General features: G+C 60.1%; 18 protein-coding genes and 2 rRNA genes. 4 read left to right on the forward strand and 16 right to left on the reverse strand.

Translation table 11 applies throughout. The features are described 5' to 3' along the window. Positions 1-329 precede the first annotated feature (329 nt). Positions 330-2,303, forward strand: coding sequence for a sigma-54-dependent Fis family transcriptional regulator (locus tag GM668_RS29320; protein ID WP_229500093.1), 1,974 nt, complete (start codon positions 330-332; stop codon positions 2,301-2,303). Between the two features lie 46 nt (positions 2,304-2,349). On the opposite strand, the gene GM668_RS29325 is transcribed toward GM668_RS29320, so the two are convergent. The 8 genes from GM668_RS29325 to GM668_RS29360 form a co-directional block, all read right to left on the reverse strand. After that, positions 2,350-3,300: an FAD:protein FMN transferase gene (locus GM668_RS29325; protein ID WP_155442519.1), complete on the reverse strand. Its 951-nt coding sequence runs from the start codon at positions 3,298-3,300 to the stop codon at positions 2,350-2,352. After that, on the reverse strand, positions 3,300-3,800 hold the full coding sequence (locus GM668_RS29330; protein WP_155442520.1) for a hypothetical protein: 501 nt from the start codon (positions 3,798-3,800) through the stop codon (positions 3,300-3,302). Before GM668_RS29330 ends, GM668_RS29325 begins: the two co-directional genes overlap by 1 nt. A gap of 20 nt (positions 3,801-3,820) precedes the next feature. Continuing rightward, positions 3,821-4,981: a porin gene (locus GM668_RS29335; protein WP_229500095.1), complete on the reverse strand. Its 1,161-nt coding sequence runs from the start codon at positions 4,979-4,981 to the stop codon at positions 3,821-3,823. 164 nt (positions 4,982-5,145) lie between these two features. Beyond that, a complete protein-coding gene (gene acs / locus GM668_RS29340; protein ID WP_155442521.1) occupies positions 5,146-7,098 on the reverse strand; it encodes an acetate--CoA ligase in 1,953 nt (650 codons plus the stop codon). Positions 7,099-7,214: 116 nt separating this feature from the next. After that, positions 7,215-8,951 carry a PQQ-dependent methanol/ethanol family dehydrogenase gene (locus GM668_RS29345; protein ID WP_155442522.1) on the reverse strand — a complete coding sequence of 579 codons (1,737 nt, stop codon included), beginning with the start codon at positions 8,949-8,951 and terminating at the stop codon, positions 7,215-7,217. A gap of 27 nt (positions 8,952-8,978) precedes the next feature. Next, on the reverse strand, positions 8,979-9,350 hold the full coding sequence (locus tag GM668_RS29350) for a DUF779 domain-containing protein (RefSeq protein ID WP_155442523.1): 372 nt from the start codon (positions 9,348-9,350) through the stop codon (positions 8,979-8,981). A 51-nt stretch (positions 9,351-9,401) separates the two neighbouring features. Then, a complete protein-coding gene (gene adh / locus GM668_RS29355) occupies positions 9,402-10,922 on the reverse strand; it encodes an aldehyde dehydrogenase (RefSeq protein WP_155442524.1) in 1,521 nt (506 codons plus the stop codon). A 183-nt stretch (positions 10,923-11,105) separates the two neighbouring features. Further along, a complete protein-coding gene (locus GM668_RS29360; protein WP_155442525.1) occupies positions 11,106-12,056 on the reverse strand; it encodes a beta-propeller fold lactonase family protein in 951 nt (316 codons plus the stop codon). Positions 12,057-12,211: 155 nt separating this feature from the next. Between GM668_RS29360 and GM668_RS29365 the strand changes: the two genes are divergently transcribed. Further along, a complete protein-coding gene (locus GM668_RS29365; RefSeq protein ID WP_155442526.1) occupies positions 12,212-14,317 on the forward strand; it encodes a TonB-dependent receptor family protein in 2,106 nt (701 codons plus the stop codon). A 259-nt stretch (positions 14,318-14,576) separates the two neighbouring features. Here GM668_RS29365 and GM668_RS29370 read toward each other — a convergent pair whose 3' ends face one another. The 5 genes from GM668_RS29370 to GM668_RS29390 form a co-directional block, all read right to left on the reverse strand. Beyond that, positions 14,577-15,398, reverse strand: coding sequence for a substrate-binding periplasmic protein (locus GM668_RS29370; RefSeq protein WP_155442527.1), 822 nt, complete (start codon positions 15,396-15,398; stop codon positions 14,577-14,579). Positions 15,399-15,415: 17 nt separating this feature from the next. Next, complete coding sequence (gene pedF / locus GM668_RS29375; RefSeq protein ID WP_155442528.1) at positions 15,416-15,877, reverse strand: cytochrome c-550 PedF; 462 nt, start codon at positions 15,875-15,877, stop codon at positions 15,416-15,418. 172 nt (positions 15,878-16,049) lie between these two features. Then, positions 16,050-17,162 carry an acyltransferase family protein gene (locus GM668_RS29380; protein ID WP_155442529.1) on the reverse strand — a complete coding sequence of 371 codons (1,113 nt, stop codon included), beginning with the start codon at positions 17,160-17,162 and terminating at the stop codon, positions 16,050-16,052. Between the two features lie 103 nt (positions 17,163-17,265). Further along, positions 17,266-18,288, reverse strand: a complete 1,023-nt coding sequence (gene rtcA, locus GM668_RS29385) for an RNA 3'-terminal phosphate cyclase (protein ID WP_155442536.1) — start codon at positions 18,286-18,288, stop codon at positions 17,266-17,268. Between the two features lie 2 nt (positions 18,289-18,290). Continuing rightward, positions 18,291-19,520: an RtcB family protein gene (locus tag GM668_RS29390; RefSeq protein WP_155442530.1), complete on the reverse strand. Its 1,230-nt coding sequence runs from the start codon at positions 19,518-19,520 to the stop codon at positions 18,291-18,293. A gap of 203 nt (positions 19,521-19,723) precedes the next feature. Here GM668_RS29390 and rtcR point away from each other — a divergent pair, with 203 nt between their 5' ends. Together rtcR and GM668_RS29400 are read left to right on the forward strand one after the other, a co-directional pair. Further along, positions 19,724-21,322, forward strand: coding sequence for an RNA repair transcriptional activator RtcR (gene rtcR, locus GM668_RS29395; protein WP_155442531.1), 1,599 nt, complete (start codon positions 19,724-19,726; stop codon positions 21,320-21,322). A 2-nt stretch (positions 21,323-21,324) separates the two neighbouring features. Then, complete coding sequence (locus tag GM668_RS29400; protein ID WP_155442532.1) at positions 21,325-22,593, forward strand: DUF445 domain-containing protein; 1,269 nt, start codon at positions 21,325-21,327, stop codon at positions 22,591-22,593. Here GM668_RS29400 and GM668_RS29405 read toward each other — a convergent pair whose 3' ends face one another. The 3 genes from GM668_RS29405 to rrf (GM668_RS29415) form a co-directional block, all read right to left on the reverse strand. Next, a complete protein-coding gene (locus tag GM668_RS29405; RefSeq protein ID WP_155442533.1) occupies positions 22,594-24,621 on the reverse strand; it encodes an esterase-like activity of phytase family protein in 2,028 nt (675 codons plus the stop codon). 119 nt (positions 24,622-24,740) lie between these two features. Further along, a 5S ribosomal RNA gene (gene rrf / locus GM668_RS29410) occupies positions 24,741-24,853 on the reverse strand. 83 nt (positions 24,854-24,936) lie between these two features. After that, positions 24,937-25,041, reverse strand: a 5S ribosomal RNA gene (rrf, locus tag GM668_RS29415); the annotation flags it as partial.

The following is a 25,041-nucleotide window of genomic DNA, read 5'->3' on the forward strand; positions in this document are numbered from 1 at the left end:
ACGAAGCGTTGTGTTCGTCAGCAGCAGAGAAGCGAGATTATCTAGTGTTTCCTGATATCCGTCAACCCCTCGTTTGCATCGCTGTTTCGTTTTCAAACCGTCGCAGCGCTGCGGGGACAGAACTATAGCAAACCACATTCCCATAGGCAAGCGCTATTTCAGGTTCATGTAAGGACCTGGCATCAGGATTGCTATCAAACATAGATAGCGCACCCGGCCTATGAGCCGGCGCAACACTTGTATCGGAACAGTTGCTCCATTGCGGTACAAGTGTCACATTTTGGTACAGCCGCACGCCGCGAAAGACGGCCCATAAAGGAATCGGAGACATGTACACGCAACCTGCCCGGCCCGCCCCCCCCGACATGGGCGGCATCATCACCACTTCCCACAAACGTTCGCTGGCCTATGGCCTGTGCCCCGACAGTTGTGCTGATTTTGGTCCCATCGCCCGCAACGAGCTGTCGCTATTAATAGAGCAAAACCGCATGCTCCATGCGCACGCGCTGCCCGCGATGGAAACGCTGTACCAGCAAATCATCAACACGCACAACATGGTGATCTTGACGGATGCCCATGGCGTGATCCTGCATTCGCTGGGCGATGCCGACTTCCTGGAAAAGGCCAACCGGGTCGCGTTGCAGCCCGGCGTCGCCTGGTCAGAAGAAAGCAAAGGTACCAACGCAATCGGCACCGCCATCGCGGAACGCGCGCCGGCGCTGGTGCACGCGGACCAGCATTATCTGAATGCCAACCACTTCCTCACCTGCTCTGCAGCCCCCATCACAGACCACCTGGGCAATGTGGTCGGCGTGCTCGATGTCTCCGGCGACCAGCGCAGCTATCACCAGCACACAATGGCGCTGGTACGGATGTCTGCGCTGATGATTGAAAACCAGCTGTTTTCCGCCACCTTCGAAGACGCCATCACGATCCACTTCCATACGCGGCCGGAATTCATCGGCACGCTGATGGAAGGGATCGCGTCATTCACGCCGGGCGGCCGCTTCCTGTCCGCCAACCGCAATGGCCTGTTCCAGCTGGGTCTTACGTATTCAGCACTGCAAACCCACACGTTCAGTTCCCTGTTTGGCTTGCCCGTCTCCGCGCTGTTCGACCATTACCGTACGGCGGCGCCAGGTTTGCTGGACCTGTGCATGCATAACGGCGTGCGGGTACACGGGCGCGCGCAACTGCGGCTGGCCAACAACCAGTTCCAGCACGTTTTGTCCGCGCCGCACGAGCAAACGCGCCCGCAGGCGGCCTCCAACCTGGCCGCCAATGCAGCCCGCAAGCTGTCCGGCCTGCGCTACCTGCGGACCGGAGATCCGCAGCTGGAACTGGTGCTCGACAAGGTTACCCGTGTGCTGGGCAAAGACATTCCTATCATGATCATGGGTGAAACCGGTACGGGCAAGGAATTGCTGGCCCAGGCCATCCACAACGATTCGCCTCGCGCCGCCAGCCCCTTCGTCGCAGTCAACTGCGCATCGATCCCGGAAACCCTGATTGAATCGGAATTGTTCGGCTATGAAGATGGCGCTTTCACAGGCGCGCGCAAAAAAGGCGCGCCAGGCCGCATCCTGCAAGCCAACGGCGGCACGCTGTTCCTCGATGAAATCGGCGACATGCCATTCAGCCTGCAAGCGCGCCTGCTACGCGTACTGCAAGAGCGCATGGTGACGCCGCTGGGCAGCGGCAAATCCATTCCCGTCAACGTGGAAGTCATTTGCGCCACCAACCATAACCTGCGCGAACGTATTGCGCAGGGCTTGTTCCGCGAAGACTTGTATTACCGGCTCAATGGCCTGGTGGTGAAATTGCCGCCGCTGCGTGAACGCACGGACCTGGAAACCGTCGTCAAGAAAATCCTCGCCATTGAATCCGACAATGGCCGTTATGAAGTGTCGCCGGAAATCCTCGAACTGTTCCGCCGCCACCGCTGGCCCGGCAACTTCCGCCAGTTGACGAATTTGCTGCGCACCGCCATCGTCATGGCAGGTGATGAGCAGGAAATTTGCCTGCGCCATATGCCCGACGACTTTATGGACGATATCGCGGCAGCCAATGCCGCAGCCTTACCCGCGCCGGCTGCGCCCGGCGTCCTGGCCGCAAGCTGCGAACCTGCCGAGCCGGCGCCGGCCTTTGAACGTTACGCTCCTGCCGGCGCCCGCCTGGATGAAATGGAATATTCCGCTATTCAAAAAGCCCTGCAAGCCCATGGCGGCAATATTTCCGCTGCCGCCCGGGCGCTCGGCGTATCGCGCAACACCATCTACCGCAAAATGCCGCACCTGAAGTAAGCGCCCAGAATGAGGATGCCTGGCCTAAAGGCCCTGCACCCTTAACTCAGGAGGCCATCATCCCAAACCCGGCGGAGCGCCGCATCTCGCCCCGCCGGTCTACCGTCAGCACATCGACGCCAGGCAGCCGCGCCGCCAGCGCATGCGCCTGTTTCGCTCCCATCACCATAAATGCTGCCGCCAGCCCGTCTGCCAGCAAACCCAGTGGCGCCAGCACAGTGACGCGCACCAGTTCATCCGCCACTTCGCCGGTAGCGGGACTGACAATGCTGCCGGCTCCCGCAGCGCCGCCAGCTGACGTGGCCATGCAGCGGTCCCGCAACGGCACGGTGCCCAGTGAGACGCCATGCAGATCAGGCAATCCCGCCATCCACTGCAAACCGCCACCGCCCGTTGCCGCAACAGCGCCCGTGTCAACCAGCGCATCGCTGATACCATGGCGGCGCAATACCGATAGCGCCATGTCAGCCGCATATCCGGGCGCCAGCCCGTCCAGCGTCAATTCCATACCCGGCTGCAGAAAGCGCGCGCACTCCCGTCCAAATGACAGCCGCCGCCACCCCACCTGCGCACGGGCGCTGTCGAGAACATGCCGCTCCGGCAGCGCGCCCCAGCGCTGCGCATCCGCATAGACGTGCAGCAAGGGCTGTACCGTCACGTCAAATGCGCCGCCTGTCAAATCCGATAAGGCGCAAGCCTGCGGCAACAATGCCAACAGTTGCGGGTCTGGCTGCGCAAGTACGCCGTCACGGTTCAACCGGCATACCGCGCTATCCTGATCGGCCAGTGACACCATCCGCTCAACACTCATGGCTGCGCACAGCGCGGCGGCAATCGCCACTTGCGCGCGCGCTTCATCTGCATGCAGTACTGTGACCGTCAGCTCAGTCCCAAATACATGCGCAGTCCCGCGGTGCAGGGCCTTCGAAGCCGCCTGGACCCGTCCCAGGCAAGACAGCGCACCAATCGCGGCAGAAAGGAAGATGGACCGTTCCATCATCCACCTCCCAGCCGCGTCATGGTCAGCCCGCGTGCGCGCTTGCGGCCCTGGTGTTCCACCGGCGCCGCCATTCCCGCCTCCGTACACTGCGGGCAATCGCTGCAGCATTCCACCTCCACATCTTGCGGCGCGGACGACAGCACGCGCACGCTGCGGCTCAAGTACAGCCACACCATCAGCAATACGACCAGGCTGGCCAGCGCTGCGATGGCGCCCAGCCCCACGGCAGCGGCGCCAGCGCCAGCCGCTTCACTGCTGGCCGCAGCCGCCGCCGCATTGACGGCAATGCCCGCATTGGCCACGATCACCACCAGCGCCACGCACGGCAGCCAATAGCTGGTCCAGCGCAAAGGCTTGCGTAGCCTGGGCTGCGGCGGCGTGCACACTGCGCCACGCCAGCGCATCGGACTACGCCCCCGCATCAGCAATGCCGCGCAAACAGCAACACCCAGCGCCAGCACGGTCCACTCAACCAGCGAGTCATGCAAGGTAATCATGGCCACTTCTCTCGTCCTGGTTAGAAGAAGATGATGCCGCCCAGCGAGGCGCCATTCATTTTTGCCTCGCCGCCGGCGAATGCCTTGGAGCGCGACTGGCCGACCTCACCCACCAGCGTGACCGCACTGTTCAGCGAGTAGTACGCGCCCAAGGTCAGGTTGGCGTTCTGTTTCAGGCCGCCCGTGCCGGCTGCGTTATCGCTGTTGCGGCTGACGCCATAGCCCAGGCCCAGTTTCAACTTGTCCGTCGCCTTGTACGTACCCTGCAAGAAGTAGTTGCGGCCACGGACATCGCCCTGGTCCGCATCGGACAGGATGCCGATGGCTTTACCGCCCTGCACATTGGCCAGCAAGCCAAATGGGCCGTCCGCATACGACGCGCCCAGCTCCATGGCGGACATCGTCAAATCTTTGCCGCCGGCAGCCAGCGCTTCAAACTTTTGCGTCTTTGCACCCAGCCATACTTTGGCGCCGCTGCCGCTCCAGCTCAATTGCGCCTGCACTTGTGGCGCGGTCCCGGCGCTGTATCTGGATGCAGTGATCACCGGCGTATCGGCAACAGGGCTGACCAGCGCCACGTCGATGCCAACGCCGGCGGACTTTGGTGCGCTGTATGCGATCTGTCCGTAGTAGCCCATGTAGCTGTAGCCTGCGCCGATATGGCCCAAGGTCACGCGGCCGCGCTGCGTTGCCTGCACAGGCAAGCCCGCGCCCAGCAAGGTCATGTCACTGAGAATGGCGTTGGAACCGAAAATGCCCAGGTCGCGGCCCAGTTTCACTGTCCCCATGTCCGCATTTCCAAACGTGAAGTACGCCTGGCGCACGTCGACCGTGCTGTTTTGTGCGACTGCGCTGTCGGTGGCTGTCGCGCTATAGATGGCCACGACAGCCTTGACGTCATAGCCGCTGAGATTGGAACCGGCCGACGCCACCAGGCCATTCGGCAGCAAGCCATTGCCCACGGCGCTGCGGTCTTTCTTGCCGCCGCAGCCCAGGCCGCGGTCCGCCAGCGCCAGACCGCCCACTGCGATCCCGGAGCACGACACTTGCGTGTAATACGCGTTGACGATACCGCCAACACCCACCGTCCAGTCACCTGCCTTGAAATCAACTGCGCTTGCATGCTGCGCGCTCAACGCTGCGGCTACGGCAATCACACTCCCCATGGCATTCTTATTCATTACGGTCTCCTGTATTTTTAAGTTGGACATCATTGAGATGCACTACCTAAAGGGCAAATTGCATGCCACATCACTACAGGAGGGAACCGCCGCAGCGGCTTGCAAAATGTGCGCAGCATTGGATCAATGTGCGCAATCCGTGCCGCTACAGCTGTTCCATTTGCTTACAACGCCTTCGCCAGCTGTTCAAGGATGGCGGGATTTTCCAGGGTCGATACATCCTGCGTCACGGACTCGCCTTTCGCCAGCACGCGCAGCAGGCGGCGCATGATTTTCCCTGAGCGCGTCTTCGGCAAGTTGTCGCCAAAGCGGATTTCCTTCGGCTTGGCTATCGGGCCGATTTCCTTCGCCACCCAGTTGCGCAATTCCGCCGCCAGCGCTTTCGCCGCATCGCCTTCAGGGCGGGCCTGCTTCAGCACAACGAATGCGCAAATCGATTCGCCCGTCGTGGCATCCGGCTTGCCCACGACGGCGGCTTCCGCCACCAATGGATGCGCGACAAGAGCGGATTCGATTTCCATCGTTCCCATGCGGTGTCCCGACACATTGAGCACGTCATCAATGCGGCCCGTGATGGTGAAGTAACCCGTATCCTTGTTACGTATTGCACCGTCGCCTGCCAGGTAATAGCCGCCCAATTCTTCCGGGAAGTAGCTGGCACGGAAGCGGTCCGCATCGTTCCAGATGGTGCGGATCATCGATGGCCATGGGCGTTTGACGACCAGGATGCCGCCCTGCCCGTTCGGCACATCCTGCCCCGCTTCATCGACAATGGCCGCCATGATGCCTGGCAGCGGCAGCGTGCACGATCCCGGCACCATCGGCGTAGCGCCAGGCAGCGGCGTGATCATGTGGCCACCCGTTTCCGTTTGCCAGAACGTGTCGATAATGGGGCAGCGCTCCTGGCCCACATTGCGGTAGTACCACATCCACGCTTCCGGGTTGATCGGTTCACCGACAGAGCCAAGTAATCGCAGCGACGACAAGTCGTAATTCTTTGGATGCACCTTCGGATCCGTTTCGCATGCCTTGATCAGCGAGCGGATAGCAGTCGGCGCCGTATAGAAAATGCTGACTTTGTGCTTTTCAATGGTTTCCCAGAAGCGGCCCGCGTCCGGCCACGTCGGCACGCCTTCGAAGATCACTTGCGTGGCTCCGGCCACGGTCGGACCGTACGTGATATAGCTGTGGCCCGTGACCCAGCCAATGTCGGCGGTGCACCAGTAGACGTCATCCGGCTTGATGTCGAATGTCCATTTCATGGTCAGCGCAGTCCACAGCAAATAGCCGCCCGACGCGTGCTGCACGCCTTTCGGTTTGCCCGTGGAGCCGGACGTGTACAGGATGAACAGCGGATGTTCCGCATTGACCCATTCCGGTTCGCACACGTCGCTTTGCCCATCCATCAAGTCGTGCAGCCAGATATCGCGCGGCGCCGCGTGCTTGACGTTACCACCGGTGCGCCGGTACACGATCACATTGCGCACACATTCACAGCCGCCCAGCGCCAGCGCTTCATCGACGATGGATTTCAGCGGCAAGCGCTTGCCGCCCCGCAGCTGTTCATCGGCAGTGATAACGGCCACCGCGCCTGCATCGGCGATACGCTCATGCAGCGCCCGCGCAGAAAAGCCGCCAAACACGACGGAGTGCGTCGCGCCTATGCGCGCGCAAGCCTGCATGGCTACCACTGCTTCAATCGACATCGACATATACAGCACCACGCGGTCGCCTTTCGCAATACCGCGCGCTCGCAAGCCATTGGCCAGCTTGCACACCTTCGCATGCAATTCTTTATACGTAATGCTGGTGACCGCGCCGTCATCCGCTTCAAAGATGATGGCGGTCTTGCCGCCATTGCCATTTTCAAGATTGCGGTCCAGGCAGTTGTACGACACGTTCAACTTGCCATCATCGAACCATTTAAAGAAGGGCGCATTGCTTTCATCGAGCACGCGCGTAAAAGGTACGCGCCACGCCAGGTTTTCACGCGCCAGCTTGCCCCAGTAACCCTGGTAATCGCGTTCGGCAAACGCGCACAGCGCTTCATAAGACGCCATATCAGGAATGGCCGCAGCAGCCGAGAAAGAAGATGGTGGCAGGAATGTGGTTTGCATGTCAGACCTTTTATATAGTGGATGCCCGGCCTGAAGACCCGGCACGCCAGATAAAAAAACGGCGGCCGAAGCCGCCCAAGGGATGCACAGATGAAAAAAATTTACTGAATGAAGATTTACTTCACCAGCTTAAAGACCCAGACACTTCCGCCCTGCTCCAGGAAATTAACTTTCTTTGCCACTTCACCGCCCCACAGCGGTACTGCCCCGCCCCAGCCCGACACCACGGCCACATATTGCGTATCGCCGTCTTGCCACGTGACTGGCGGCGCCACCACGCCGGAACCGGTCTGGAACTTCCACAATTCCTTGCCCGTCTTCGCGTCGACGGCTTTCAAATAGCCCTCCGGCGTGCCATAGAACACCAGACCGCCGCCCGTTGCCATGGCGCCGCCCCACAGCGGCGCCGTGTTCTTGACTTCCCATGCGATCTTGCCGGACTTCGGATCAATTGCGCGCAGCGCGCCGATGTAGTCGTCAAACAATGGCTTGATGGTAAAGCCCGCGCCCAGGTACGCACCGCCCTTCTTGTACGAAATCGGCTCGTTCCAGATATCCATGCCCCATTCGTTAGCCGGTACGTAGAACAGTTTCGTTTGCGGGCTGTACGCCATCGGCATCTGGTTCTTCGCGCCCAGGAACGCTGGCGCGGCAAACACGGTCTTGCCCTTCTTGCCTTCTTCGCCCTGGGTAGGATCGCCCGGACGGCCATCCGGCGTGAACTTTGGACGGCCTGTTTCCAGGTCGATACCGGTCGCCCACGTGATTTTCTTCACGAACGGGAATGCGTTATGCAGCTTGCCCGTCTGCGCATCGTTCACGTAGAAGAAGCCGTTACGGTCAGCCTTGCCGCCATAACGCTTGCCATCCATTTCAAACGTGACGAATTCATTGGCGCCGTCGAAGTCCCACGCGTCATTCGGCGTGTTCTGGTAGCTCCACTTGATCTGGCCAGTTTCCACGTCCACGGCGACCGTTGACGACGAATACAGGTTGTCGCCAGGACGCAGGTGGCTGTTCCACGGGGCTGGGTTGCCAGTGCCGAAGTATGCCAGGCCAGTGGCCGGATCGTACGTGCCGCCCATCCACGTGGATGCGCCGCCCGTCTTCCACAATTCACCCGGCCACGATTTATTGACGGTGCCCGACACGCCATTGTCAATCGCGTTGCCGTCTTTATCGTAGCGGTGGCCCATATGGCCTTCCACCGTTGGACGCGACCAGACCAGTTCGCCCGTGCGCGGATTGCGCGCTTCGATACGGCCCACGATACCGAACTCGCCGCCCGATACGCCCGTCAACAGCAACCCTTTGGCAATCAGCGGTGCGGCGGACATCGAATAGCCGGCGTTATAGTCGTCGACTTTTTCCTTCCACACGATCTTGCCCGTATCCTGGTCCAGCGCCACCAGCTGCGCATCGAGCGTGCCGAAGATGACGAGGTTGTCGAACAGTGCTGCACCGCGGTTGATCACGTCGCAGCATGGCATGATGCCGTCGGGCAGGCGGTGTTCATACTTCCACAGCTTGGCGCCCGTCTTCAAATCCAGCGCATAGATGCGCGAATACGACGCCGTGACGAACATTTTGCCGTTGTGGATGAGCGGCTGCGATTCCTGGCCGCGCTGCTTTTCACCGCCAAACGAGAACGACCACGCCGGCACCAGCTTGCCGACTGTCTTGGTATTAATTTGCGACAGCGGCGAATAGCGCTGCCCCGCCGAGCCCATGCCGAACGACAGCACGCTCGACGTGTCTGGTACCGTTTTTTCCAGCATCGCCTGCGTCACGGCGCCACCAGCCCATACACTGCCGGTCAATGCGGCACATGCTGCTGCGACCAACAATCCCATGATCTTTTTTTCCACAGTAGTCTCCCCTTATGGTTTTATTCCCAATTCACTGCATTCCTGGTCTGTGAACAAGCGCGAACGCGTCAAGAATCGTTGCCCTGAACCGTTATCGAGTGAAAACATGCCGCCATTCCCCGGCACCACGTCGATAATCAATTGCGTGTGTTCCCAGTATTCGTACTGCTCCATGCCGATATAAAACGGCGCGCCTCCGAGGTTGCCGAGGTAGATATCCGTGTCGCTGAGGTTGAACTCTCCGACCTGGTAGCACATCGGCGTGCTGCCGTCGCAGCAACCGCCGGACTGGAAAAACATGATTGGCCCGTAACGGTGACGCAGGGCGGCAATCATTTCCAGCGCGGCGCCGGTGGCGATAACTCTTGCGACGGCAGTTTTCATAATGTTGTCTAAGTTGAGGATGCCCGGCCTGAAGGCCCTGCACCGTTGGATTTAAAAGAAGCCCAGCGCGTTCGGGTCATAGCTGACCAGCAGGTTCTTGGTCTGCTGATAGTGCTCGAGCATCATCTTGTGGTTTTCACGGCCGATACCCGACTGCTTGTAGCCGCCGAACGCTGCGTGCGCAGGGTACAGGTGGTAGCAATTGGTCCACACGCGGCCAGCCTGGATGCCGCGGCCAACGCGGAAGGCACGGGAACCATCACGGGTCCACACACCTGCGCCCAGCCCATACAAAGTATCGTTGGCGATGCGCAGCGCATCTTCTTCATCCTTGAAGGTGGTCACCGATACGACCGGGCCAAAGATCTCTTCCTGGAAGATGCGCATCTTGTTGTGGCCTTTGAACACGGTCGGCTGCACGTAATAGCCGCCTTCCAGGTCGCCGTTCTGCACGCTGCGTACGCCGCCTGCCAGCAATTCCGCGCCTTCCTGCTTGCCGATGTCCATGTACGACAGGATTTTTTCCAGCTGTTCCTGCGATGCCTGGGCGCCGATCATGGTCGAAGCATCCAGCGGGTTGCCCTGCTTGATGGCCGCTACGCGCTTCAGTGCGCGCTCGATAAACGCTTCGTAAATCGATTCCTGGATCAGCACGCGCGACGGGCACGTGCACACTTCGCCCTGGTTCAGCGCGAACATGGCGAAACCTTCCAGGCACTTGTCGAAGAATGCGTCATCCGCTTCCATTACGTCTTCAAAGAAGATGTTCGGCGACTTCCCGCCCAGTTCCAGCGTCACGGGAATCAGGTTTTGCGCGGCGTATTGCATGATCAGGCGGCCGGTGCCCGTTTCACCCGTGAAGGCAATCTTCGCGATGCGCTTGGACGACGCCAGCGGCTTGCCCGCTTCCAGGCCAAAGCCGTTGACGACGTTCAGTACACCTGGCGGCAGCAGGTCGGCAATCAATTCCACCAGCACCATGATCGATGCCGGCGTTTGCTCGGCTGGTTTCAGCACCACGCAGTTACCAGCGGCCAGCGCAGGGGCCAGCTTCCATACCGCCATCAGGATCGGGAAGTTCCAGGGGATGATCTGGCCGACGACGCCCAGCGGTTCATGGAAGTGGTACGCGTAGGTATTGGCGTCGATCTGCGCAACGGAACCCTCCTGGGCGCGGATGCAGCCGGCGAAGTAGCGGAAGTGATCGATCGCCAGCGGGATGTCGGCAGCGGTGGTCTCGCGGATAGGCTTGCCGTTGTCGATGGTTTCAGCGATGGCCAGCGTGGACAGGTTTTGCTCCATGCGGTCGGCAATCTTGTTCAGGATGTTGGCGCGCTCCGTCTGCGACGTCTTGGCCCACGCATCCTTGGCGGCATGCGCTGCATCCAGTGCGATTTCCACGTCTTCCGCCGTCGAACGGGCGATTTCGCAGAATGGCTTGCCGGTGATCGGCGTCAGGTTGGCAAAATATTCGCCTTTTACTGGTGGAACGAATTTACCGCCGATGAAGTTGTCGTAGCGCTGTTTGTAGGGATTGGCGACGCCCAGTTTGGAGATATCCGCGAGATTCATGTCATCCTCTTTCTTCAATAGGTTTGGTGGTGATTCGGGCCGTTCCTTGCGGGACGGTGGCGTTGAGCACACTCCTTGTTTCGCAAGCACCGTGCCAGCCTGTTTCACGGGGATTTACGCCACTGCAGCATTGCAAGCTGTGACAGAACGGAACACAGGTGTTCCATCCGCTGTTCCAGTTGTTCAGCGGATTGCCACACCCCACGGTAATTCACCGACGGCGACATCAGCAGTTTTGCGGGCCGCTGCTGTATCGATGACGGAGACGCTGTTGGAGCGGCCATTGGCGACATACAGCTTGCTGCCGTCCGGCGTGATGGCCATATTCCACGGGCGCTTGCCAACAGCGATGGTGGCGCTGACCTGATTGGTGGCCGTATCGATCTGCATCACGCTGCCGTCGATGCCGTTCGACACGTAGACCTTGCTGCCATTGGGATGCACGGCAATACCATTGGCGTTGCGTCCGGCCGGGATTCTTGCAATGGCAGCGCCGGTGGCCGTATCGACGACGTAGACTGCATTGGCCAGTTCACAGGCGATGTAGGCACGGCTGCCGTCTGGCAGGAAGCCGATGCCGCGGGGACGCATGCCCACGGCAACCGCGCCGGTCTGGCGGCGCTGCGCCACGTCGATCACGTCCACCTGCTCCGCTTCTTCCGCACTGACGTACAGCCAGCGGCTGTCAGGGCTGAAGACAGCATGTTCCGGATTCCTGCCTTTGACGGGAATGTCGGCCAGGCGCTGGCCCGTATGGGCGTCAACCAGGGTGACGCTGTTGCCCTCTTCGACTGCCACGGCGGCATAGCGGCCGTCGGGCGATACGCTGACGCCTTCCGGCGAACTGCCCAGCGCCAGCGTGCGCGCGGCGCCGCCTGTGCTGTCCAGCATCAGCAAGGCATTGCTGCCGGCATCCGTCACGAACAGGCGGTTGCCGACGGCGTCATACGCAATGCCGCGGGGGCGCTTGCCTGCAGGGAGGCTGCGCAACACGGTATCTGTGGCGGTATCGAGCACGCTGACGGAGCCGGATTTTTCATTCGGCACGTACGCCAGCGGCGCCGCCATGGCGGCGATCGGCGCGGACAGGGTTGCAACAGCGCATACAGCGCGCAGACAATAAGCGGTTTTCATGGTGGTCTCCTGATGTTGGGCTGCGCGTCCGTGCGCGCGTATCGCTCAGGAATGCAAGCCGCATGCCACGCAGTTCTCTGATGCGGGCACACGGCTTTCACCATGGCAGGTATATTGCTTACGGTTTTTGGCAGACCGCCATAAAGGAGATTGAAATGCAAACCCGGATTCGACTGAACACTATTGCCGCCCTGCTGGGCTGCACCGTTGCCGCAGGTGCGCTGGCGGAAGGGCCGGACACTGTCGTCATCGTCAGTGGCAGCCGCGTGGAGCACAACAGCTTTGACTTCCCTGCCGCCGTCGATGTCGTCGACGGGGAGCGTATCCGTGCCGGGCAAATGCGGGTCAATGCATCGGAAGCGCTGGCCGCCGTGCCGGGACTGGTGGTACAGAACCGGCAAAACTATGCGCAGGATTTGCAGATTTCTTCGCGCGGCTTTGGCGCCCGCTCGGCGTTCGGCGTGCGGGGCGTGAAACTGGTGGCCGATGGCATTCCCGCTTCGATGCCGGATGGGCAGGGCCAGGCTGCCACTTTCAATCTCGACCAGGCGCAGCGCATTGAAGTGCTGCGGGGGCCGTTTTCCGCTGCCTATGGCAACCATGCTGGCGGCGTCGTGCAATTGCTTACGCGCGAACCGGAAAGCAGGGCGACGCTGGAAACGGCCGTCATGGGCGGCAGCGATGGCGCACGCAAGGTCGACGTCAATGCGCAGGGCATGGCTGGCGGTATCGGTTACCTGCTCGACGCGTCCCGTTTCGACACGGATGGTTATCGCGACCATAGCGCGGCACGGCGCGACCAGGCGTATGCGAAATTGGTGGTGCGGCCCAATGATGGCGGCAAATTGACGGTGACGGCCAGTGGCTTGCGTCAGAAAGATACGCAAGATCCGCTGGGCGTCACGTGGGCCACTTACTTGCGCGACCCGCGCGCGGGCGAAATCGACACGACCGATACGGTGACGCCTAAGCTTACCCTGGCGGAACGCTATGGCACGCGCAAAAGTATCGACCACCAGCAAATTGGCGCCGCGTGGGAACAGCGCTTTGGCGACAGCCGGCTGAAGGTAGCGCTGTATGGGGGCAACCGGCAAGTGATCCAGTACCAGGCATTTTCCCGCGCATTCCAGGCGCCTGCCAGCCATTCGGGCGGCGTGGTGGATTTCGACCGTGACTTCCATGGCGCGGACATCAGCTGGCTGGACGTGCGGGAACTGGGCGGCGGCAAGCTCAGTACCACGGCGGGGCTGGAATATGGCCGTTCGTCTGATGACCGCAAGGGGTACGAAAACTTTATCGGGACGGTGCTGGGCGTGAAGGGCAAGCTGCGGCGGGATGAGCAGGATGTGGTGTCGAATGCGGATCCGTACGTGCAGTCGGAGTGGGCGGCCGGCGGCTGGGTGCTCAGCGGCGGCGTGCGGCGCAGCCGTGTCACGGTGTCGGTGCGCGACCGGTTCCTGTCGAACGGCGACGATAGCGGCAATACACGCCAGGCGCGCACGACGCCGGTGGCGGGTGTGCTGTACAAGGTGTCGCCAGTGTTGAATGTGTATGCCAGCGCGGCGCAGGGTTTCGAGACGCCGACGTTGAATGAATTGTTTTACTCGGGCACGGGCGGCGGCTTCAACTTCCGCCTGCAGCCGGCGCGCAGCACGCACGGGGAAATCGGCGCCAAGGCCATCGTAGGTACCGGCATGCGGCTGGATGCGGCGCTGTTCAGCGTGAAGACGCGCGATGAACTGGTGGTGGATGCTTCGAGTGGCGGGCGGACCAGCTATCGCAATGCGGGCAAGACATCGCGGCGTGGTGCGGAAGTTTCGGTGGATGCGGACCTGGGTGCGGGCTTCAGCAGCCGCATCGCACTGACGGTGCTGCGTGCCGTCTACGATACGCCATTTGGCGCGGTCGCTGCTGGCAGCCGTTTGCCGGGTGTACCGAAGGCGAACCTGTATGCGGACGTCGCGTGGAAAGATGCATCGGGCCATTGGGGCGCGGCACTGGAAACCGTCGCCAATGCAAAAGTGTACGCAGAAGACAGCAATGTTGAGAAAGCAGCGCCAGGCTACGCAACGATGAATGCCCGGATCACGGCGAAGCACGACATTGGCGCGTGGGGCGTGACGGGATATGCCCGCCTCAACAACCTGTTTGACCGCCAATACATCGGTTCCGTCATCGTCGGCGACACCAACAAACGCTATTACGAGTCCGCCCCAGGCCGCAACTGGCAACTGGGCGCCAGCGCGCAATACCGCTTCTAAAACCCTGGGGTCAGGCGTGCATTCGTGCATTCGCCGGCCCCGCAACCACGCCTACCCGTCGATTTCATTTGCGGCTTCCCGGGGGTCAGGCGTGCATTCGTGCGCCGGGCCGGGAGGCTTGAAGTAGCGGGCGGTATGGCAAGACGCAGCAATGCATGCCTGACCCCACGGGTGGTTGGCCAGGCTGCATAAGGGTTTGCTGAGGATTTTTGTGGCCAGGCGGCTGGTGGATGCATTAATGCACGTCTGACCCCACGGGTTATGGCTGGACGGCGCGTACGCCGTATTTGGCGAAGATGGCTTGTAGCTCGCCGCTGTCGCGCAGCTCATTGAGGGCGGCTTGCAGATGGCGGGCTACGTCCTCATTGCCCTTCTTGACGGCCATGCCGACTGCCCAGCCATTACGGGGCAAGCGCTGGAATACTGCCGGCGCCAGCGGGTAGGCGGGGTCGCCCCGGAACACGGTTTCGATTTCAGACCGGTTGGCCAGCACGGCATCCAGCTTCCCGGCTTTTAATTCTTCCAGCGCGGCGGCGGCCGTGGGGTAAATCCGCACATTGTCGCGGAAGCGGCCATTGCCCTCCCCCAGCAACACCATGCCCGCAATCGACACCTTTTCCACGCCGATGCGCTTGCCCGCCAACGCATCGATGCTGTCAAACGCCGGCATGGCTTTCACGTCGCGCACCAGCTGCACGGATTCCACGTGATACGGCGCGAAAATCTGCACCTTGTCCTGCGCCGCCATCAAGCGCGGATCGACAGGAACGTGCAGCATCACGTCCGCCGGCCCATACCCAAGGTAGTGGCCCTTCCACACCATATTGCGCAAGTCATCGCCCAGCTCTTCACCCGCCGGGAAGGGCAGCAAATACAGCCGCAAACGCAGCTTCTTGGCCAGCGCCTCCGCCAGGTCGACATCGATGCCGCCCTCCTTCGAGGAAAACGGCGCGAAGTCCGTATACACAGCCACTTTCAGGCTGCCCGTTTGCTGCACCTTATCCCAGTCCGCGCGGACCGGCAGTGCCAGGGAAAGGGCGAGCGCTGCCGCCGCCCCCAATAAAGTTGTGCGACGGCTCATGACGCCCTCCCTACGAATTAGTTAGCCTCGCGGCGCGATTCCAGGTAAGTCTTGATGGCCCACATGGCTTCCTGATTGAATACCCCCTCAAACGGCGGCATATAGACAGCGCCGTTGCGCACCTTGCCGCCGCGGATCGACGACAGGAAGTAGGCGTCGACGTCCTTGTAGCAGGCAGCTTTCTTGTTGGCGTTCTTGATGTTGTTGCAGTCGCGGTCCAGCAAGCGCAAGTCCGGCGCGATGCCGCCCGATACGGCTTCCAGGCCATGGCAGCGCGCGCAATTCTGGTTGTAGGCGGAACTGCCGATCTTCAGCGCCAGCTTGTTGCCTTTGTAGGGGTTTTCATCGCGCCATTTGTCACCCAGCGCAGCCAGGCCCGTGGTGTCGACACCCTGCGGCGTCACATTGCCGTGGCCATAGGCGGCCAGCGAGGCAACCAGCGCCGCTGCTGCGGCAAAGAAGATGGTGGGGCGTTTCATGATGCTGTCTCCTTGTGTTAGTGATAGTCCACAAGGAGCAATTGGCGTGCCACGATTGCATTCGTGGCGCGGCGCCGGCGCAACTGCTGAAAGTGCGCCAAATCGGAACAGGTGTCACAGCAATTGTTCCACTGCCCGTGACACCTGCACGCCACTGTGCCGCGTTAAGACATCAGGGCCCGGACGGCCGCGGCGCCGCCTTGAACATTTTGCCCCATTGATTGACCAGCGCAGGGCGAATGCGGTCTTTCAGCGCATCGCACACTGGCGTCAACAGCGCGACCACCGCCAGCGTGCACACGGTAACGAATACCGCGTTGGCCACTGTCGTATTCTTCCACGGGCTGATCGCGGCAAACATGCAGATGGCCGGATAATGGAAGCAGTACAACGGGAACGTCTGGGCGCCCAGCCAGCGGCCGGCGCTGACGACTTTCGGCGGGATCTGCATCGCTGGCGACAGCACATTCCGGACCGCGACCAGGTTGGCGGTAAACAGCACCGCGGTAATGTAATCCTCGAAAATATTCCGGTTAAACGGCGCCGCTCCCCATGGCAGCCAAACGATGAATTTCCCTGCCAGATAATTCTTGGTAAAGACCGGCATCGCCAGCAACAGCAGCGCAGACACTGCCAGCATCAGTTGCCACGCTAGCTTGGGAAGCTGGATCCGGCTGCGCCAGTGGTACAGCGCGAATCCCAGCGCCCATAGGGGCAGCAACGCCGTGATAGTGCGTCCAGCAAGGGAAAGGATGACCAGCGAGGCGATAATGCCGATCCAGCGTGGCGCAAACAGGATCAGCCCCGCGATGACGTAATACGTCGCCTCGAAACTCAGTGACCAGTACGGCCCATTCGTTCCCGGCGAGATGCCGTTGAAGCCAAAGACTTGATACTCATTGAGGAAGAATGCTGAAGCCAGGTAGCCTTGCCAGCTTGGCGGCTTCCACAGCGCTTTCTTGATCGTATAAAACTCCGGATTGACGGCCATGCCGATCGTATCGAAGCAAAACGTCAGCAGCAGCGCAATGCCGACGACGGAATATAGCCGCGCAATGCGCGCGGCATAATAGTCCGCCGCGGTTTTTTCCCTCAAGTCCGTCACATACGCAATCACGTAGCCCGACAAGACAAAAAAGATGGTGACGGCCATACCGCCGTAAGCGCCCATGCGCCACCACACCACTTTGTCCGTGAACGGATAACTCTCAAGGTGGCAGACAAATACCGCCAGTGCAGCAAAAAAACGAACAAAGTCTAGATAGACTGAAAATGATTTGTTCATAAGTTGACCCGCTCTCCACAGCCCATGTTGGAATACCTCCTATTTTTTTTGCAATTTTCCCGCATGAAAGAATTTGATGGCGCGCAGATGGATCAATTACAGCTCACGGCACGGGTGTGACTGTACACAAACTGCACCGTTCTTGCGCCTCGAAAGTAAATTCGATGGGCAGGAAATGTGCGATCACGTCAGCATTGGTCCGCGCATGCAGCGACACGCGGTCCACCGTGAACTTGCCGCCGCCCGCCAGCGCCATCGGCAACATCAGCTGGTCCGCCAGATGTTCGCTGACGGCCGCGCCCGACGCGATGTAATCGCGTGCATCGTGCACCGCCTGCTTTGCCACGGCTTCGGAAGGCACGGATTTCTCTCCAAATGCTGCAAAAACTTCTGTCACGTGTTCGCTGTCCAATGTAATCAACAGCACATTGCCGGGTCCATGCTTGTCCGGCAGCTGGCGCGGACGCAATTGCTCGCCGCTCCACCCCATTGCCGTTCCCACGGTGTCCAGCTCGCGCTGCGCCACGCGATATGGCACGGCAGCGATAAAGCTTTCCGCGTATCCTGCGCGGCGCGCGCCCGGCGCCAGCAATTCCAGCCGCTGCAACTGCGCGCAAGGCTGCACCGTGGCCGATACGATGCCGCCTCCGGCCGGATAAAAACCGTGCCGTTCCAGGCGTATGTCGATCTCCGCCCCCATCTGCGCCATCGCACGGCCATATGCGCGCTGCAGGAATTCCGCTGGCGGCGCTTTCGGATTATGCGTGCCGCCGCTGACTGTGACAATAGACGGCTGATCAGCATACAGCAATGCCGGCAGCAGCGTTTGCAGCACCAGCATGCTGCTGCCCGCCGAGCCAATGGCAAAGCTGTAATTGCCGCCACGGATGCGGCCCGGCTTGAATACCAGCGTTTGCGCCCCCACCCGCACGTCAGAGATATCCGCGCCACACACTTCGGCGGCAGCCTGCACCGCCACCAGATGCTGCCGCATCAAGCCAGGCTTGGCGCGATTGGCGCGGATATTCACAATGCGCACGGGCTGCCCCGTGATCATCGACAGGCTGAGCGACGTGCGCAAAATCTGCCCGCCGCCTTCGCCCTGGGAACCATCCAGTTCTATCATCTTCATCCTTTGACGCACACTACCTGTTTCAACGTATGCACGACTTCCACCAGGTCGCTCTGCGCTTGCATGACAGCGTCAATATCCTTGTATGCCATCGGAATTTCATCAATCACGGCCGCGTCCTTGCGGCATTCCACGCCTTCCGTGGCTTTCGCCTGGTCGGCCAGCGTATAGCGGCGCTTCGCCTCGTTACGGCTCATCGTGCGTCCGGCGCCGTGGCTGCAGCTGTTGAAGCTTTCCGGGTTGCCTTTACCGCGCACGATAAAACTCTTCGCGCCCATCGAGCCCGGGATGATCCCCAGTTCCCCTTCACGTGCCGACACGGCGCCTTTACGCGTGATCAGCACATCCTTGCCGAAGTGGCGTTCCTTCTGCACGTAGTTGTGGTGGCAGTTCACGGCTTCCACATGCGTGTCGAACGGCTTCTTGATCACGGTGCGCACGGACGCAATCAGGTTTTGCATCATGACTTCGCGGTTCATGCGCGCAAATTTCTGGGCCCACCCCACGGCCTCCACATAATCGTCGTAGTGCTTCGTCCCTTCCTCCAGGTACGCCAGGTCTTTATCGGGCAAGTTCGCAATATGCGTGCGCATATCTTGCTGCGCCAGTTCGATGAAGTGCGTACCGATGGCGTTCCCCACACCGCGCGATCCCGAATGCAGCATGAACCATACGGAACCTTCTTCATCCAGGCACACTTCCACGAAGTGGTTACCGGAACCCAGCGTTCCCAGGTGCTTGTAGTTGTTCGTATTGCGCAAGCGCGGCGTCTTTTGGCAAATGACGTCGAATTCACCCTTCAACTGCGCCCACGCGGTATCGACCGGCGCCGGCGGATTTTCCCACGCCCCCGTATCGCGGCCACGGTAGCTGCGCGTCTTCGGCGTCATCCCGTGTGGAATCGCTTTTTCAATCGCGCTGCGCAGTGCTCCCAGGTTATCCGGCAAGTCGCGCGCATTCAGCGTGGTCTTGGCCGCCATCATGCCGCATCCGATATCGACACCGACGGCAGCCGGAATGATGGCGCCCAGGGTCGGAATCACGCTGCCAATGGTGGAACCTTTACCCAGGTGGACGTCCGGCATCACGGCAATGTGCTTGTAAATGAACGGCATCTTTGCCGTGTTGGCCAATTGCTCTTTGGCGGCGGCTTCGACCGGCACGCCGCTGGTCCACATCTTGATCGGGCTGGCGCCCGCGATATCCATTTCTTCGTAGTTTTTCATTTCAACTCTTCTTTCATCTTCAATGTACGACATTATCGGCCTCCTACCGCAGGCCGGCTGCAATGCTGCGTACCAGGCTTACAGCAAGCGCTGTGCCAGCTTTTTATAAATTAAATAAGCCATTGATTTATAAGGAGATCTTTCCTTCGCCATAGTTATTTCAATTGTGATAAATTATCTATTCGTATAAATATTTATCCCAAATGAAAAAGAAAACAGTGATCCTCGGCTTCGTCGGAGCCCAACTGGACAAGGGCGGCGGCAGCAACCGGTGGGAGCGCTGGCGGCCCACGGTGGCGCTGGCGCAGCATGAAGATTTGCTGATCGACCGGCTGGAACTGTTTTATAACGGCAGCTATGGCTACGTGGTCGACCAAGTGAAGGAAGACATCGCAGCCACATCCCCCATGACGCAGGTGCGCTCGCACGCGCTGCCGATCGAAGATGCGTGGGACTTCGAAGATGTCTACAGCTGCCTGTACGACTTCGCACGCGGCTACCCGTTCGATATGGAGCGTGAAGAATACTGGGTGCACATCACGACCGGCACGCACGTGGCGCAAATTTGCCTGTTCCTGATGACGGAAGCGCGCTACTTCCCCGGCTGCCTGCTGCAAACATCGCCGCCGCGCCGTCCCAGTCCGGGCGATCCTGGCAGCTATGCGCTGATCGACCTGGACTTGTCGCGCTATGACCAGATTGCGCAGCGCTTCCACAGCGCGCAACAGGAGGGCGTGGCGCTGCTCAAATCCGGCATCGCCACGCGCAATCCGCAATTCAACTTGATGATCGATGAGATCGAGCACGTGGCGGCGCGCTCGCGCGCGCCGATGCTGTTGATGGGCCCTACGGGTGCGGGCAAATCGTTCCTGGCGCGGCGCGTGTTTGAACTGAAAAAAGCGCGCCATCAGTTAAGCGGGCCGTTCGTCGACGTTAACTGTGCGACCCTGCATGGCGATGGCGCCGGCTCCACATTATTTGGCCATGTCAAAGGCGCTTTCACGGGCGCGGCATCGGACCGTCCCGGCTTGCTGCGTACCGCCCACAAAGGCTTGCTATTCCTCGATGAAATCGGTGAACTGGGTCTGGATGAACAAGCCATGCTGTTAAAGGCGGTGGAAGAAAAGCGCTTCCTGCCGATGGGCGGCGACCATGAAGTGCACAGCGATTTCCAGCTGATTGCAGGTACCAACCGCGATCTGGCGACGGAAGTTGCGGCTGGCCGCTTCCGCGAGGATTTATATGCCCGTATCAATTTATGGACGTATGCATTGCCGGGTCTTGCCGAACGCCCGGAAGACATTGAACCCAACATCGATTACCTGCTGGCGCAATTCGGTGCGGAGACGGGAGCTGCCGTACGGTTCAACAAGGAAGCGCGTGAACAATTCATGCGCTATGCGTCATCGCCGGAAGCGCAGTGGAGCGGCAACTTCCGCGATTTGTCGGCAGCCGTCACCCGCATGGCCACTCTGGCAGAGGCAGGCCGCATTACGTCCGCCGTGGTGAGCGCCGAAATCTCGCGCTTGCGGCGACAATGGCGTACGCTTATACCGGCGGCATCTTCCAGCCTGAAGCTGGAACAGGTACTGGGCGATGACGCGGTGCAGCAACTGGACTTGTTTGACCGCCTGCAACTGCAAGCCGTGCTGGATGTGTGCCGGCAATCGAAAAACATGTCGGATGCGGGACGCAAGCTGTTTGCCGTCTCGCGCGAGAGCAAGGCCAAACCGAATGATGCGGACAGGCTGCGCAAGTACCTGGCCCGCTTCAACCTTGATTGGGAACGGATCACGGAGTAGCCATGGACAAAGAGCAGGAACTAAGGAAAGCCAAACGGACCGCCCTGATGTTCCTGCTGGCGGCTGCCGGCATCTTTATCGTCACTGCTTTCCTGCCTCGCAGCCTGGCGGTGGATGCCATCAAAGCCGTCGCGGAAGCCGCTATGGTCGGGGCGCTGGCGGACTGGTTTGCCGTGGTGGCGCTGTTCAAGCACGTGCCGATTCCACTGGTATCGGCACACACCAACATCATCCCCAATAATAAAGACCGCATTGCCGACAACCTGGCGCAATTTGTGCGCGAAAAATTCCTGGATCCCGCGTCGCTGGTGGATTTGATCCGCAAGCATGATCCGGTCGGCATGCTGGGCAAGTGGCTGGCGGAACCGTCGAATGACCGCATCCTCGGCGCCTATGTCGTGCGCGTGACGGCCGGCATGCTGGACATGGCGGAAGATACGCGCATCCGCACCTTCCTGAAAAACGCCTTCCACGCGATGCTCGATAAAGTCGACCTGGCGCATTTGCTGGCCGGCGTGCTCGATATGCTGACGCGGGATGGCCGCCACCAGGAAGTGCTGGACGATATCATTGAACAGGCGCTGATCCACCTGGAAGCGCCTGCCAACCAGGAAGTGATTTCACACAGTATCGTGCAATGGCTGAAGCGCGAGCACGCTGCCATGGAAAAAGTACTACCCACCAACTGGCTGGGTGAAAAAGGCGCGGACTGGGTCAGCGAAGCACTGAACACTTTGCTCGTGCAGGTACGGGAAGACCGCAGCCACCGGCTGCGCCGCCGTCTCGATGAACTGATTGCGACATTTATCGTACGGCTGCGTGAAGATGAAGCCTTCCAGCGGCGGGCAATGGAGTTGAAAACTTATATCCGCGACAGCGACGCAGCCAATACCTATATTGCGCAAGTATGGAACGGCGTGCGCGACTGGCTGCGTGATGACCTGGCGTCGGACAATTCGGAATTACATGCGCGCGTGGCCGCGATGGGCCGCTGGCTGGGCGAAGAATTGGCCCATAACGATGACTTGCGCAGCTCCCTCAATACCCACATGGAAGATGCCGCGCGTGCCATGGCCCCTGATTTCTCGGACTTCCTGACACGCCACATCAGCGACACCGTCAAGCGCTGGGATACGAAAGAAATGTCGCGCCAGATCGAACTGAATATCGGCAAAGACTTGCAATACATCCGCATCAACGGAACGCTGGTGGGTGGATGTATTGGCTTGCTGCTGTTTGCCAGCTCGCAGGTAATAGCTTTGCTGCGCTGATTAATATGCCGTCAGCGCTTTGCCAAACTTGATCAGCCACAGACGTGCGGGGCGCTCTTTGTCATCGCCACGCGCCACGCGGATCGAGTTGGCGGCATTGCAGCCCAGCGTAGTACTGGTGATGATCACGCCATTCGCATCGACATTGCACTTGGTGACGTCGGCATCGGCAACAGCCACGCCATCCGGCGTGAAGATTTTCGTCTTCAAGCCGAAATCATTGTCGTTGGCCAAAGCCAGCGTGTTGGCGTCCACCATGGTCATGCCTTCCGCTTTTTCTGCCAGCCAGCCAATCGCGTTCAAATCCAGCAGCACGGTCTTCTTCAGGGTGACCACCTTGCTCCAGTCTGCGCCATTGACTGCCGCACTGCCCATCGAGCTTTTCTCCAGGTCGGACGTCGTATTGTTGAATTCAGCGGCGTTGATATCGGTGGCGTTGCCGATTTCCACCAGCATCAGTTTGTTGAACACTTTGCCGCCTGGCGCCGCACCCTGTTCAATGACGATAAATTTGCCGTTGCCCAGTGCGACCATGTCGCCCAGTTTTGCATTGCCAGTGCGGCCATCCTGGTAGTCCGCGCCGGTCAGCGGATACGCGTACATTTTCGTGGTGGCGCCCGTGGCTGGATCGAATTCAATCCAGCGCGTGAAGCGCGCAAAACGCTCCACTTGTTCGTTCTTGCCCGTGACCGAATATGGCGCACTGCCATCCGACAGTGGGCTTTGCAGGAAGCCGTGCAGCTTGTCGGTCGCCGTATCGAGCGCCATGCCTTCCATGCCGCGGTTGGCGCGGCGCTTGGCGAAGATCGTTGGCAAGCCTGCGCCTGGCGCGTAGCGCGCTTGTACCACGCCGGTTGCTGCATCCAATTTCACGATGAAGGGGCCGTATTCATCGGACACCCACAGCGCGTTGCGTTTCTTGTCCACCGCGATGGCTTCGCTGTCGATGCCGTTCGCGCTGAAGATTGCCTTGGTGCCGGCGTCGAATTTCATCGCATCCATCACGGGCACTTCCGCGGAATTACCCAGCGTGCCGGCAGGGATGGGTAAGCCCGTCATGCTGGTAGTGGCGTTGGCCTTGATCGGCATCGACGACGTCAGCACGGCGCCGTTTTTACCCACGGTGATCACGCCGATCGACGGCGCGAAGCCTGGCGACGGAAAGATTTTTGCTGCGATCGTGCCAGTGCCGCTCAGCGCCGGGATATTCGGGCCATCGCCATTTGGACCACGGTCTGTCAAACCATAGAATTCCAGGTCGCCATTGGCGTTGACTCCTTTGAAGGCTAACGCGGAACCATACGATGGCAAGAAGCCTTGCGGGAATTCTTCTTTGACTTTCGCGTTGACGCCTTCGTACGGCACGTAGTATTTGGCGTCTGCCTGGATCTGGAAGCGGGTTACGGAAACCGTCACAGCACCTTGCGTGAACGATTCCGCGCTGGCGGCGCCGAGCCGCGACGCCAGCGTGTCTTCAAAGTGTTCACGGGCCAGCATGCGGTGGTCATCATCGACCGTGCGGGCAGCATATTTGGCGCCGGCTGACGCCAGCGTGGATGCCAGGCTGGCATTAAATGCAGCTGGAGCGGCATTGAAGTCCAGCGTCTTGCCTGCCAATGCGGCTTTCACGTCGGCCGCCAGCTTGATGCCATTTTGCGGGTCGCCATCTTCATCCAGCAATTGCAGGGCCAGCAGGCGGTTAACGACTTTCACATCACTGGCGGCGGCGTTCGCCAACTGCGTCGGCGTGATGGTGGAGGCGCATGGGGCACTGCCCAGCGCGACGCCGCCAATCGAGAAGCTGACCGTATCGCCATCCTTGCAAGTGAATTCGCCATTCGGTCCCGTACTGGTCTTGGCGGCATCGCCAGCCGTATATTCCAGGCCGCTGACAGCGCTGTCATGGAACTGGCCATTGATTTGCGCTTTGGCCGGCGTTGCAGGCGCCGGGTTATCACTGCTTCCGCAGGCAGTCAGTGCTGCTGCGATCGCGATGGACAGGAGGGACAGTTGAGGGAATTTCGTCATGCTGCGGTTCTCTGTGAATAAAACCGCAGCTTACGCAGGCCGTGTGACCTGCCTATGACAGAAACTTTACTTGCAAATGAAAAAGCCCGCTGAATCAGCGGGCTTTTCCTGAATAACTAGCTTGACGATAACCTACTTTCACACTGGTTGCAGCACTATCATCGGCGCAGAGTCGTTTCACGGTCCTGTTCGGGATGGGAAGGGGTGGGACCGACTTGCTATGGTCATCAAGCTTTGACCTGTTGTTAGTTCTGTTCTTTTGTAAGCCTGAGAAAAAGCCCGCTGAATCATTCAGCGGGCTTTTCTATATAACTAGCCTGACGATAACCTACTTTCACACTGGTTGCAGCACTATCATCGGCGCAGAGTCGTTTCACGGTCCTGTTCGGGATGGGAAGGGGTGGGACCGACTTGCTATGG

It is taken from the genome of Pseudoduganella ginsengisoli (assembly GCF_009720865.1).
GTDB classification, from domain to species: Bacteria; Pseudomonadota; Gammaproteobacteria; order Burkholderiales; family Burkholderiaceae_D; genus Rugamonas; species Rugamonas ginsengisoli.